At 65.1% G+C, this 13,557-nt stretch carries 10 protein-coding genes; 7 read left to right on the top strand and 3 right to left on the bottom strand.

The annotated features are described in order from the left end of the window. Positions 1 to 58 precede the first annotated feature (58 nt). On the bottom strand, positions 59 to 1,156 hold the full coding sequence (locus tag CSW59_RS04835; RefSeq protein WP_099442961.1) for a CapA family protein: 1,098 nt from the start codon (positions 1,154 to 1,156) through the stop codon (positions 59 to 61). Positions 1,157 to 1,448: 292 nt separating this feature from the next. On the opposite strand from CSW59_RS04835, the gene CSW59_RS04830 reads away from it, so the two are divergent. From CSW59_RS04830 to CSW59_RS04820, 3 genes are all read left to right on the top strand, one after another. After that, positions 1,449 to 4,340, top strand: a complete 2,892-nt coding sequence (locus CSW59_RS04830) for a TonB-dependent receptor (RefSeq protein WP_099442960.1) — start codon at positions 1,449 to 1,451, stop codon at positions 4,338 to 4,340. Between the two features lie 231 nt (positions 4,341 to 4,571). Further along, entirely contained in the window at positions 4,572 to 6,458 is a 1,887-nt protein-coding gene (locus tag CSW59_RS04825) for a CocE/NonD family hydrolase (RefSeq protein WP_099442959.1), read from the top strand. A 19-nt stretch (positions 6,459 to 6,477) separates the two neighbouring features. Further along, entirely contained in the window at positions 6,478 to 7,380 is a 903-nt protein-coding gene (locus CSW59_RS04820; RefSeq protein WP_099442958.1) for a LysR family transcriptional regulator, read from the top strand. A gap of 32 nt (positions 7,381 to 7,412) precedes the next feature. On the opposite strand, the gene CSW59_RS04815 is transcribed toward CSW59_RS04820, so the two are convergent. Both CSW59_RS04815 and CSW59_RS04810 read right to left on the bottom strand, forming a co-directional pair. Further along, the gene (locus CSW59_RS04815; RefSeq protein ID WP_099442957.1) at positions 7,413 to 8,036 is read right to left on the bottom strand and encodes a response regulator transcription factor; all 624 of its coding nucleotides are present in this window, start codon (positions 8,034 to 8,036) and stop codon (positions 7,413 to 7,415) included. Positions 8,037 to 8,044: 8 nt separating this feature from the next. Beyond that, positions 8,045 to 9,037, bottom strand: coding sequence for a sensor histidine kinase (locus CSW59_RS04810; protein ID WP_099442956.1), 993 nt, complete (start codon positions 9,035 to 9,037; stop codon positions 8,045 to 8,047). Between the two features lie 463 nt (positions 9,038 to 9,500). Here CSW59_RS04810 and CSW59_RS04805 point away from each other — a divergent pair, with 463 nt between their 5' ends. From CSW59_RS04805 to CSW59_RS04790, 4 genes are all read left to right on the top strand, one after another. Continuing rightward, entirely contained in the window at positions 9,501 to 10,337 is an 837-nt protein-coding gene (locus CSW59_RS04805) for an alpha/beta fold hydrolase (RefSeq protein WP_099442955.1), read from the top strand. A gap of 309 nt (positions 10,338 to 10,646) precedes the next feature. Next, a complete protein-coding gene (locus CSW59_RS04800) occupies positions 10,647 to 11,303 on the top strand; it encodes an isochorismatase family protein (protein WP_099442954.1) in 657 nt (218 codons plus the stop codon). A gap of 50 nt (positions 11,304 to 11,353) precedes the next feature. Further along, positions 11,354 to 11,611, top strand: coding sequence for a DUF1427 family protein (locus CSW59_RS04795; protein ID WP_099442989.1), 258 nt, complete (start codon positions 11,354 to 11,356; stop codon positions 11,609 to 11,611). Between the two features lie 86 nt (positions 11,612 to 11,697). Further along, positions 11,698 to 13,557: an amidohydrolase gene (locus CSW59_RS04790; RefSeq protein ID WP_099442953.1), complete on the top strand. Its 1,860-nt coding sequence runs from the start codon at positions 11,698 to 11,700 to the stop codon at positions 13,555 to 13,557.

The raw sequence follows: 13,557 nt of genomic DNA, 5'->3' as shown, positions 1-13,557 counted from the left end.
ATCGCGGACCTGAGGCATTGGTCGGCGGATCCGCGACAAGGGGCTTGTAGCAGCGCCCTTACCTGATGATCGCTTCTCCGCTAGAGCCCAAACGCAGCGACGGTCCCAATACGGCGCTACGGGCGGACAGGCCGTCGAGAATGGCCTGACGTTCCGTCGCGCTGGCGAGCCGTGGAAAGCCGCGCGTCTCCATGTCGGTCGGGCCGCCGCGACCGATCTCATTGAGGACGATCGGCTCAAAGCGCAGATCGACCATGCGGCCGCCGTCAAAGACGCATTCCGCGAAGACGCTCGACCAAGCCGACGGCGGATAGGCGCCTTGCGGTTTCTCTGTCTGAAAGATGAAGTTGCCTAGACCGTAAAGCAGCGGCGCACCCTTATAAATCTCCCCACCTTGAAGCAGGGGCGCGCCGTGACCGACGAAGGCAGCGGCGCCAGCGTCGACGCAGCGGCGCGCCAGATCGCGTTGCCAGGCCGGCACATCCACGATCGCAGGCTCCCAGTCGTGATTATGCTGATAGGCGATCACCACTTGAGCCGCGCTCCGCGCCTTGGCGATCGCGGCGAGCACGCGGGCAAGATCCTCTTCGACAGGATCACCGGTCGGTCCGCGACGCAGCTCATTAACACCCGGACGGCTCGGGGTGGCCGCGCCACCCTCCCGCACCTTGCCGGTCGCGAAGGCGACCAGCGCCACCGCGCCGGCCGGCGCCTTGCGATAGCCCGGCGCAGCGGCGGCGGCGAGGTTCGCGCCAGACCCGGCGAACGCCAGCCCCTGACGCTCCAGCGCCTCTATCGTGTCGAGAATGCCGCCGGATCCCAGGTCGAACGCATGGTTGTTCGCGGTGGCGACAAGATTGACGCCCATTTCGTCGAGCACCCGCAGGATCCCGGGCTCGCCCGCGTGCACTGTCAGGCTTTCACGGGTCGGCGCGCCAGCGCGGGCCCCGCGGATCACGGTTTCAAGGTTGGTGAAGCACACATCGTTGCGCCGCAGCCGCGCCTGCAGAGCTTGGCGACCCGGCCACGCGTCGTCATCGACGACGTGTTCAATCAAGGCTTGGCCTAGAAAGGCAACTCGCAAGGGACGCGATTTGGCGGTCGCCGGAACCGCCAGCAATCCCATCCCCGCGACCAATAGGTTCCTACGGTTCATGCGCTCTCCTCGACTTAACTCCTGATCATAGGTCGGGAGTCTTCGAGGCAGCCAGCCCATGACGGCAGGACATGTCGCGATGCTGGACACGGATGACCGCCGGGCGGCGCCGGAGGCATGGGTGAGCCCCATAATTAACATGCATAAAGGTTACACACCCTATGCGCTACGCGCATAAGTCGATCAGTCGACCCAATGTCATTGCGCGTTGAAATGACCGCCACCTAGGCTTTGTCGTGTCGAGGGGAACCGCGCGGTCGGCGCGGTAGATGGACGACAACGAGGGGGTAGAATGAACGTGTTGAACCCGCGCGCCCTGCGCGCCGGAGCCGCTTACGCCGCCTTGATGGCGGGGATGATCACCGCGCCAGCCATGGCTCAAGTCGCTGCGCCGGCCGCGACGCCGACCACCGACGTGGTCGAGGAAATCATCGTCGTCGGTTCGCGCATTCAGCGCAAGGATGCAGACTCCGTCGGCGTCGTCACGACCCTGACCGAGCAGGACATCAGGCAGTCCGGCGCCGGTTCGGTCGGCGAACTGCTGCAGAAGCTGCCGTCGGCGGGGGTCAGCCTCAGCACCAACGGCACGCAAGGCACCTCATACGGCGCCAGCTCGATCAACCTCCGTTACCTCGGCGGCGCCGAGGGGAGCGGCAACCGCGTGCTGGTCCTGGTCGATGGCCACCGTTGGGTCGACGGGGTCGGTCAACGCGGCTTCCGCGACTTCGTAGACCTCAACACCATGCCGCTGGGCATGATCGAAGGCGTGGAGGTGCTGAAGGACGGCGCCTCGGCGATCTATGGCGCGGACGCGATCGCCGGCGTGGTCAACATCAAGACCGCACGCGATTTTAACGGACTGAAGGTTCAGGCCAAGTACGGCGGCACGACGCACGGCGACGGCCAGACCTATTCGGGCGTCGCCAATTTCGGCAAGCGTTTCGACAAGAGCGCGCTTCTGGTGTCGCTCAGCTACGTCAAGGACAAGCCGATTCTGACCTCGTCGCGCGATCTGACCCGCGTCACCCTGGTCCCGGCAACATCTCCGGGCACCAGCCCGAACGGCCTCTTCATCCTGCCGGGCTTGTCGAACAATACCTATTTCGGCACGGCCTCGGGCTTTGCATCGTCCAGCGCGCCGGTAGCCTTCAACGCGGGCGCGACGATCGGCGCAGGCGGTCTCGCCGACAACGCCTTCCATACCGCAGCCCTGCCCGGCGACTACTACAACACCCAGGCTCAGGGCATCTATTCGACCGGCCCCAGCGAGCGCTACGGCGTCTACGCGCGCTGGACCTCGGACATCAGCGACAACGTCCGCTTCAAGGGCGAGGTGCTGTTCAACCAGCGCAAGTCCGATCAGCTGTTCTCGCCGGTCCTGCTCGATATCGGCGGCTCGGCCGGCACGATCCGCGGCTTCGCGATCCCCGCGAGCCAAGCCTACAACCCGTTCGGTACTGCCAACGGCGTCCCGACCGCCAACGCGCTCACCTTCGCGGCCAACTCCGCCTGGCGCATCCGCAAGGTGATGACCGACGTCGGCAACCGCGACAACGTGCAGGACGTAAAGACCTACCGTGTCGCCGGCGGCTTCGACGGCGAGCTGAACCTTCTGGGTCGCGACTGGAAGTGGGACGTCTACGCTCTCTATTCAAAGAACAAGATCGACAGCGAGGCGCGCAACGGCGTCAACTACGACAAGCTGGCCCTGGGACTGGGCGCAGCCTGCGCTACCACGGCCGGTTGCGTGCCGATCAACCTGTTCTCCGGCATGACCGCCGAGCAGGCCGCCTACATCCGCTACACGGCGCGCGAGTCCAACGAGACCGAGATCTATGATCTGACGGCCAACATCACCGGTGAAGTGTTCCAGCTGCCAGCTGGTCCGCTGGCGATCGCCGCTGGCCTCGAGCATCGGAAGAACAAAGCTTCGGATAGCCCAGATCCCTATGTCAACGCTCTGCCCACCAACATCCCGACGCCCGCAGCGGGCACGGCCTACGCCAGCAACACCACCACCACGGCTCAGACACGCAGCGCGACCAAGGGCCAATACAGCCTCAACGAAGTCTATGTCGAAGCGGCCATTCCGCTCCTGAAGGACGTTCCGCTGGCCAAGGCGCTCGATATCAGTCTGGCGGCTCGCTACTCGGACTACGACACCGTGGGCGGCGACAGCACCCTGAAGGCCGGTGTGGGCTGGCGCCCGATTCAGGACATCCTGGTTCGCGGCACCTACGCGCAAGGCTTCCGCGCGCCGTCGATCCTGGAACTCTATCAGGGCGGGCGTCAGACCAGCTTCCAGGGAACCGATCCCTGCAACGGCGGCGCCTCCGCCAATCCGAACCTGCCGGGCTGCGCCGGTGTGCCGACAGGCTACAACCAGGCCAACTTCAATCTGAACGGCCTGATCGCGGGCACGATCTCGGGCAACACCAAGCTGAAAGCCGAGACGGCCGACACCTACAGCGCCGGCGTCGCCATCAAGCCGCGCTTCGCCCCGGGGCTCAGCCTGACCGTCGACTGGTACCAAATCACGGTCCACGACGCGATCGCCAGCCAGTCGGCCACCCAGATCCTAAGCCTCTGCGCTCAGCGCGGCGGTGTATTCTGCAACCTGGTCACTCGCGACCCTTCGACCGGCGCCATCACCAATCTGCTGCAAGGCGTCCAGAACCTGGCCGAGGTTAAAACCTCGGGCGTCGACAGCACCCTGCGTTATGAGTTCAGCACCGATCTGGGCCGTTTTGCCGCCGTGCTCGACACCTCGTATCTGGAGAGCTTCAAGACCACGAGCCCGAACCCGGCCGGCGGCGCGGCCATTGTCGACGAACGTGCCGGCAAGGGTGACCAGCCGCGGTCGACCTATCCGCACTGGAAGGGCCAAGCGTCGTTCAGCTGGACCGGCGGCGCATGGAACGCGCTGTGGCGCGGTCGCTACATCGGCTCGACGACCGATGTCGCCAACGCGGTCAAGGACGCCAAGACCAAGGCGATCTTCTACAACGATCTTGAGGGCGGATATCAGTTCGACAAGCGTGACGCCTCAATCAGCATCGGCGTGAGCAACATCTTCGACAAGGCTCCGCCGGCTTCCTACGCGAACGCGCCGATCAACTACGACATCTACACTTACGATGCGCGCGGACGCTTCGGGTACGTCCGGGTCTCAGCCAAGTTTTAGACCCTGACGAGAGGCGGCCGGGGCTCCCATCCCTCGGCCGCCTCGACCTTTCTCGCTGGCAGGACGCGCCATGAGCCACTCCATAAATCTTCAAGCACCGCTACGCGGCATGCGCCTGCGCTCCCTGACCTCTACCGGCAGGTTCAAACGTGGGGGAGCTCTGAACGTCCCGACACTCTTGGATTTGCCCACCCTCGCCTTCGTCGGTCCCCCTCTAGCGGACGCGCGCCTATGAGCGAGAGCGGCAACCGGCGGAACGAAACATTCGTTCCGCCTTCGGATGTTCACGTCACACGAGACGTGATGGTCATGATGCGGGACGGCGTTCGCCTCGCGACCGACATCTACCGTCCAGCGGTCAACGGCAAGCCAAGCGATTTCGCGCGCCCGGTGCTGCTGGAACGGACTCCTTACGACAAGACCGGCGTCAATCATGGCGACCGAACACGTAGGAACCCCACGCCTAGATCAAAGCCGGAAATCGCCGTCGACTTCGTGCGCGGCGGCTATGTGGTGGCGCTTCAGGATTGCAGAGGCCGCTACGCTTCTGAGGGGGTGTTCGAGAAGTATCTGAACGAGGGAAGAGACGGGGCGGACACGATCGACTGGCTGATTCATCGCCCCTGGTGCGATGGCAAGGTCGGCACGCTGGGACTGTCCTACGGCGCGCACGTGCAGAGCGCCCTCGCCTGCCTTGATCCGCCGGGCCTGGCGGCGATGTTCCTCGATTCCGGCGGCTTTTCCAGCGCGTATCACTCCGGTATCCGCCAGGGTGGCGCGTTCGAGCTCAAGCAGGCAACCTGGGCCTATAAGCACGCCCTACTGAGCCCGGCGACCCGTGCCGATCCAGCGCGCCGAGCCGCCTTGGAGGCTCAGGATCTCAAGGCCTGGTTCAAGGCCATGCCCTGGTCGGAGGGCCACTCGCCGCTCGCCGCCGCGCCGGAGTACGAGGCCTATCTCCTGGATCAGTGGCGCAACGGCCTATTTGGCCCCTACTGGAAGCAGAACGGCATCTATGCGCGCGGCGCGTATGAGGCGTATTCCGACGTGCCCGTCGTGCACATGAGCAGCTGGTTCGATCCCTATTCGGTGACGGCGATCGAGAACTTCCTGGGTCTGTCGACGCGCAAGCACTCGCCGGTGAAGCTAATCCTGGGTCCGTGGACTCATGGACAACGATCAGTCACCTACGCGGGTGATGTCGATTTCGGCCTCGCGGCGCCCTTGGACGGAGCCTTGGCCGAGGATTACGTGTCCTTGCGGCTGGCTTGGTTCGATGCCTGGCTCAAGAGCCCCAAGGGGGGTGATCCTCTCCCGCCGGTGAAGCTGTTTGTCATGGGCGGCGGATCTGGGCGAAAGACCCCGGAAGGGCGGCTGGATCATGGCGGCGCCTGGATGGACGCTGCGGCGTGGCCGCCGGCTGGCGTCGTGATGACGGACTGGTTCCTGCAGGTCGACGGCGGGTTGACGCCTGGCCCTCCGCAAGCGGAGTCGGCCTTCCAGGAGTACACGCACGATCCACGGCGTCCCGTACCAACCATCGGGGGCGCCATCGCGTCGGGCGCGCCGGTCATGGAGGCTGGGGCGTTCGATCAACGCGAAGCGCTCGGCATATTCGGCTGCGAGGCCCCCTATAGAGCCCTCGCCGACAGGCAAGATATGCTCGTGTTCCAGACGCCACCACTGGAGCAGGACGTCGTGGTGGTGGGACCGATAACGGTAAAGCTTCACATTTCGTCCGACTGCGTCGATACCGATTTCATGGTCAAGCTGATCGACGCCCACCCTCCCTCGGAGGACTATCCCGAGGGCTATGCGATGAACCTCTGTCACGGGGTTCTGCGAGCGCGTTATCGTAACGGTTTCGATCAAGAGACCCGGCTGGAGCCTGGACATGTCTACGCGCTCACGATCGACGCGTTCCCGACGGCCAACCGCTTCGTAAAGGGGCACCGGATCAGGCTCGACATATCGTCGAGCAACTTCCCCCACTTCGACGTCAATCCGAACTCTGGCGAGCCCGAGGGGTATGGGCTTTCTCCCCGCGTCGCAACAAATCGAGTCTATATGGATGCGACGCACCCATCGCGCGTGCTTTTGCCGATCCTGGCGCCTTAGCGGTTCAACGGACGGGTGAATGAAGCTCAACCTGCGTAGTCTGGAAGCCTTCCGGGAAACCATGCTGAGCGGCTCAGCGACAGCGGCGGCGGCGCGCATGGGCTTGAGCCAGCCGGCGGTCAGCCGTTTGATCGCCCAATTGGAGCAGGATGCGGGCTTTGATCTGTTCTATCGCGAAAAAGGACGATTAGCGCCCACCCCAGAAGCCCTCATCATTTACGAAGAGATCGACCTGGCGTTCGGCGGCCTGGAGCGCGTGGACACCCTGGTGAGGGATCTAGCGTCGTTCAACACCGGCGCCCTGAAGATTGTCGCCCCGCCCAGCCTGTCCGAAGGCGTCTTGCCGCGCATCCTCAGTCGCTTCATGGAGCGCTTTCCTAACGTGCGCGTCTCGATCGACTCGCGCAGCACCGAGACCGCACGGGCGATGGTGGCCAACCGCACCGCCGATTGCGGTTTCGTGAAGTTGCCCATGGACCGCGCCGACATTTCCACGGTCCTTCTATCTTCTAGCGAAACCGTGTGCGTCCTGCCCGAGGCTCATCCGCTCGCGGCGCACCCCGAACTTACACCTCAGCTCCTGCGCGGCGAGCCTTTGGTCCTGCTCGGCTATGGCACCCGCACCCGGCGCCAGATCGACGATGCGTTCCGGGCTTGCGGCGCGCGTCCAGAGGTCAAGCTGGAGACCCACACCGTCGGGTCGGCTTGCGCCTTCGCCGCCGCCGGACTGGGGGTGGCGATCGTCAATGCACTGCTCGCCACGAACTACCGCAAGCCCGGCATGACGATCCGCGTCTTTCGCCCGCAGATCCTGCATGACTATGCGTTTATGACCTCGGCGCTGGCGCCGCCGGGGCGCTTGGCCAATGCGCTTCTGGAACAAGCGCGCGGCTATTTCGCCGAGACTGATCAACTCGCCTAGAGCCCGCGCGTTTTAACGCCCTATGGCGCGACCTAAAGCGCGATGATCCCTCGCCGATGGGCGATGGTGACCGCCTGTGTGCGGTCGGTGACGTCGAGCTTGCTGAAAATGCTCCGCATGTGGCCCTTCACCGTGTCCTCGGAAAGCGAGAGCGCGCGAGCTATCTCCTTATTGGCCGCGCCCTGCGCTACGCGTTTGAGGACGTCGATCTCGCGCTCGCTAAGCGGCTCGGCGATCGCATTGACGGCGATGTCGTGGGCGACGTCGGGATGCAGGTAGCGCTGTCCATCTAGCACGGTGCGGATGGTGTCGATCAGCTCTCGCCGAAGACTGCTCTTGAGCAGATAACCCGAGGCGCCGGCGCGAAGCGCGCTCAAGGCCCTCACATCTCCGGCGTAAGTCGTCAGGACGATGATCCGTGCATCGGGGGCCCGAGCTCGGATGGCCCCGATCGCCTCCACGCCGTCGACATCGGGCATCTGGAGATCCATCAGCACCACGTCTGGACGCAAGCGCTCGAACTGCGCGATCGCGTCTCGACCATCCACGGCCTCGCCCACCACCCGAATGTCTGGCTCGGCTTCGAGCACGGCGGCAACACCTTCCCGCAGTAGCGGGTGATCATCGACGATCAGGACCGATACGACGTCCCTCATTGCGCGCCTCACTTCTTCTCACCGCGACGAGGACCAACCAACCATCCTGGCCAGCCGATCCGGCGACGGGCATAGGCCATCGCGCTCGGCACGACGAGCTCCACGTCTGCTCCCCTCTCGGGAGTGGCGCGTACGGTAAGGCTAGCGCGAATCTTTCGCGCCCGCTCGCGCATGCCAGCCAATCCGAAGTGACCATCGCGCGCGGCGACCTCCAGAACCGCCGGATCAATGCCGACGCCATTGTCCCGGACATTGATGCGCAACCGCTTGCTCTCAAACGCCACAATCATCTCGATGAGCGACGCGCGGGCATGACGATGGGCGTTGAAAAGCGCTTCGATAACGATGCGCTCGACTTCGTCGGCCACGAGGGGGTGAAGGTCGATCGGACGTCCGATCGCCGTCGTAACGACTTCGGCCGAGTTCTCGGAGCGCATCGAGGCGGCGACATCTCGCAAGGTCGTCATCAGATCTCCGCCAACCGAGACGCGCAGGCTGCGGAAGCGATCGCGGGCCTCGACAACGACAGCCTCGGCGCGGTCGAGCGCTCGTTCCAGCTGGTTGCGGGCTGGTAGATCCGCCGGCACTTGGCGGGCGGCCGACTGGAAGGTGAGAATGAGGCCTTGGACGCCCTGCAAAAGCGTGTCGTGCAGCTCGCGCGCGATCCGTTCGCGCTCGGCGATCCGTTCGCGCAACCTGGCCTGGAGGCGCTCAGTGAGACGCCCCATGCGCCACTGGAACGCCACGACGAGCAGGGCCAGACTCAAGGCCACGCACAGCAGCTGGAATAGTCGGCTTTGGACAAGGGCTGGCGGCAGATCCAAGACCACGCGGGCTGGATCGAGCGAAGGGATCCCTGCGGGCGCGCCGTCTCCAACGATCCAGCGCGTATGCTTGTACTGACTGAGCGCATGCTGAGGATCCAGCGCCAAGACGGGTGACGCCAGCACCAGGGCGATCAAGAGCGCCGCCCAGCCAATCCTCGCAGACCCGTTCGCCATGAGCGCCTTCTACCACAGGCGCTATGCGTAAACGCCGACGCTTGCGGCATTCAATATCGACCGGGTTAGGCCGAGCCCACCCTTTCGGTGGGGCGAGGCGTCGCCAAAGCCCGTTCTGATGAAGATCAGCCGCCCATTCGTGTCGGCTCTGGATAGCCCGCCCGACATTTACACTTCCGCCCAGGCGCGTGACGCTTTGCTGCAAGAACGACCCATGCCGACAAGACCCGCGACGCCTCCGTTTGGCGCTTGAGCCTCGATCGCCGCGATCTTCTCCATTCCGCTCTGAACCTTCCTCCCGGGGGACAAGAAGATGACTGATCACGATCAAGACGAAACGGGCGCAACGCGGCGCCGCGTCCTAGCCACCGCCACGAGCTTTGCAGCCTTGGCGGCCCTGCCCTCCACCTCCCTGGCGCTGGTCACGCCCGCGCCTTCAACCCAAGGTAAAGGAACTCACGACATGAGCAGCGGTTACGTCACGACCAGGGACGGCGTGCAGATCTTCTACAAGGACTGGGGTCCCAAGACCGCCCAGCCGATCGTGTTCCACCACGGCTGGCCGCTGTCGTCGGACGACTGGGACGCCCAGATGATGTTCTTTGTGCTCAAGGGCTATCGCGTCATCGCCCATGACCGCCGGGGCCACGGCCGCTCGACCCAGACCGACAGCGGCAATGAGATGGACACCTACGCCGCCGACGTCATCGCCCTGACCGACCATCTGGACCTGAAGAACGCCTTCCACGTCGGCCACTCGACCGGCGGCGGCGAGGCGATCCACTACGCCGCCCGCGCCAAGCCCGGCCGCGTGGCCAAGGTCGTGCTGGTCGGCGCGGTGCCGCCGATCATGCTGAAGACCCCGGCCAATCCGGGCGGGCTGCCGATGGAGGTCTTCGACGGCTTCCGCGCGGCCCTGCTGGCCAACCGCGCCCAGTTCTTCCGGGACGTCCCGGAGGGGCCGTTCTACGGCTTCAACCGTCCTGGCGCGAAGGTCAGCCAAGGCCTGATCGACAACTGGTGGCGCCAGGGCATGGCCGGCGGCGCCAAGGCTCACTACGACTGCATCAAGGCCTTCTCCGAGACCGACTTCACCGACGATCTGAAGAAGGTCGATATCCCGGTGCTGATCATGCACGGCGAGGACGATCAGATCGTCCCGATCGCCGATAGCGCCGAGCTGGCCATCAAGCTGGTCAAGAAGGGCACGCTGAAGACCTATCCGGGCCTTCCGCACGGCATGGCCTCGACCCACCCGGACGTCATCAACGCTGACCTGCTGGCCTTCTTCAAGGCCTAAGGACTTCGGGGCGCCGCCATGTGCCAGGTAAATCTGACGCGGACTATGAACCGCGATCGCACACATGACGGCGCGCCTTGGCGCGTGCTGGGGCTCGTCACGGTCCGTACGCCGGAGGGCGTGCTCTTCGGACGGCTGGAGACCCGCGCGTCGGACACCGAGACGACAATCAAAGAGGCTCAATTTCGGAAATAATGAGTTTCATTCATTTCCATTTATGAGCCGGTTGTCACCCGGCACAGTTCCCTCATCAGACACCGAACACGGCGGCCCAGGGCACGGTCCGCTGACACTAGAAGGATCAAGACCATGACCCTGCAAGCCAAGGCCGCCGCGGGCGCGCGCCTCCTGACTCCCGCCGATCACACCCTGATCATGATCGACTTCCAGTCGCAGATGGCTTTCGCCACCAAGTCGATCGACGCCAGCCTGCTGCGCACCAACGCCGCCCTCGTCGCCAACGCCGCCGCCGGCTTCGGCGTCTCGACCATCCTGACCACGGTCGCCGAGAAGAGCTTCTCGGGTCCGATGTTCTCGGAGGTCACCGATCCTTTCCCGGGCAAGCGCCTGCTGGACCGCACCTCGATGAACACGTGGGAGGACGCGCCGGTCATCGCCGAGGTCAACGCCATCGGCAAGTCGCGCATCGTGCTCGCCGGTCTTTGGACCAGTGTCTGCATCGTTGGTCCGGCGTTGTCGGCGCTCGAACAGGGCTTCGAGGTGTTGGTGATCACCGATGCCTGCGGCGACGTCTCCTCGGAGGCCCACGAGCGCGCGGTGACGCGCATGGTCCAAGCGGGCGCCCAACCGATCACGGCGCTGCAATACCTGCTGGAAATGCAGCGCGACTGGGCGCGGAGCGAGACCTACGACATGACCACGGGCGTGGCCAAGCAGTTCGGCGGCGCCTACGGCCTGGGCATCACCTACGCCAAGGCGATGTTCGGCGCCTCGGAAGGCCATTGATCCATCAGGGCGAGGCCTTCGCGCCTCGCCCGTTCCCGCTGGAGGCCGTCATGAAACCCTACCTGCTTTCGATCGGCGCCGGCCTTCTGGTGGGCGTGATCTACGCCCTGATGGGCGTGCGCTCGCCCGCGCCACCGGCCATTGCGCTGCTGGGCCTTCTCGGCATGTTGCTGGGCGAGCAAGCCGCGCCTATCGCCAAGCGCCTGCTGACGAGGGCGCCGGTGAGCGCCTACCTCAAGACGCCCGAATGCGCTGGCCAGGTGCTCGGCCCCCAGGCCGTGACCAAGACGCCTGAAGACCAGGCATGACGCCGCTCAACCGCCGCCAGGCGCTGGCCTTGGGCGCGGCGCTCCTTCCTCATTCCCTTCTCGCCGATCCTCGGAGGTCCGGCCCCATGTCCGCTCAAGCCGATCTGCTGCTCGTCAATGGCAAGTTCACGACGCTCGACCGGAGCAATCCGCGCGCCGACGCCGCGCTGATCCGGGACGGCAAGTTCGCCGCCGTCGGCGAGGAGCGCGAGGTCCGCACCGCCGTCGGACCGAACCCAACGGTGATCGACCTTAAAGGCCGGCGCGCGATCCCTGGCCTGATCGACAGCCACATGCACATCATCCGGGGCGGGCTGAACTACAACATGGAGCTGCGCTGGGACGGTGTTCCGACCCTGGCCGACGCCATGGCCATGCTCAAGAAGCAAGCGGCCAACACCCCGCCGCCGCAGTGGGTGCGCGTGGTCGGCGGCTTCACCGAGCACCAGTTCGTCGAAAAGCGCCTACCGAGCCTGGACGAGATCAACGCCGCCGCACCCGAGACGCCGGTGTTCATCCTGCACCTCTACGACCGCGCGCTGCTCAACCGGGCCGCGCTTCGCGCTGTCGGCTACACCAAGGACACGCCCAATCCGCCGGGCGGCGAGATCCAGCGCGACGCTTCTGGCGAGCCCACGGGCCTGCTGCTGGCCCAGCCGAACGCCACGATCCTGTACGCCACCTTGGCCAAGGGCCCCAAGCTGCCGCCCGAATATCAGCTAAACTCCACGCGCCACTTCATGCGCGAGATGAACCGCCTGGGCGTGACCGGCGTGATCGACGCCGGCGGCGGCTTCCAGAACTATCCCGATGACTACGCGATCATTGAGAAGCTACATGCCGACGACCAGTTGACCCTGCGGATCAGCTACAACCTGTTCACCCAGAAGCCGAAGGCCGAGTTGTCGGACTTCCAGTCCTGGTCCAAGCAGGTGCGACCCGGCCAGGGCGACGACAAGTACCGCCACAATGGCGCGGGCGAGATGCTGGTCTACAGCGCCGCCGACTTCGAGGACTTCCGCGTCGAGCGCCCCGAGATGCCCGCCAACATGGAAAGCGACCTCGAGCCGGTCATTCGCCACCTAGTCGAGAACCGCTGGCCCTGGCGTCTGCACGCCACCTACGACGAGACCATCTCGCGGGCGCTGGACGTCTACGAGAAGGTCAATCGCGACATGCCGTTCGACGGTCTGCACTGGTTTTTCGACCACGCCGAAACGATCAGCGAACGCAACATCGACCGGATCGCGGCCCTAGGCGGCGGCATCGCCGTGCAGCACCGCATGGCCTATCAGGGCGAGTACTTCATGGAACGCTATGGGACCAAGGCGGCCGAGGCGACGCCCCCAATTGGCAAGATGTTGAGGGCCGGGCTCCCGGTCGGCGCCGGCACCGACGCGACGCGCGTGGCCAGCTACAACCCCTGGGTCTCGCTGAACTGGCTGGTCAGTGGCAAGACGGTTGGCGGCGCGCGCCTCTATCCGCCGACCAACCGCGTCGACCGCGAGGAGGCGCTGCGCCTGTGGACGAGCGCCAACACCTGGTTCTCCAACGAGGAAGGCAAGAAGGGTCAGATCGCCGTCGGCCAGCTTGCCGACCTGGCGGTGCTTTCGGACGACTACCTCACCGTTTCGGAAGACGAGATCCCGCACCTGTCATCGGTGCTGACCCTGCTCGGAGGCAAGGTCGTCCACGGCGAAGGCGATTTTCACAAGCTGGCGCCGGTCCTGCCGCCACCCATGCCGGACTGGTCGCCTGTGCGAACCTTCGGCGGCTACCAAGACCGATCGCGATCCCAGGCGCGCGCCCTAGCCTCGGCTTGCGGCTGTGCTAGCGCGTGCAACGTGCACGGCCATGACCACGCGGCGGCCTATGCCCGTGAGGCGCCGACCGTCGATGCACGCTCGTTCTGGGGCGCTATGGGTTGCGGCTGCTGGGCGGTGTGA

This window comes from Caulobacter sp. BP25, from assembly GCF_002737755.1.
Classification (GTDB): Bacteria; Pseudomonadota; Alphaproteobacteria; order Caulobacterales; family Caulobacteraceae; genus Caulobacter.
Note: the sequence above shows the minus strand (reverse complement) of the source record. Positions and strands in the feature narration are given on the sequence as shown.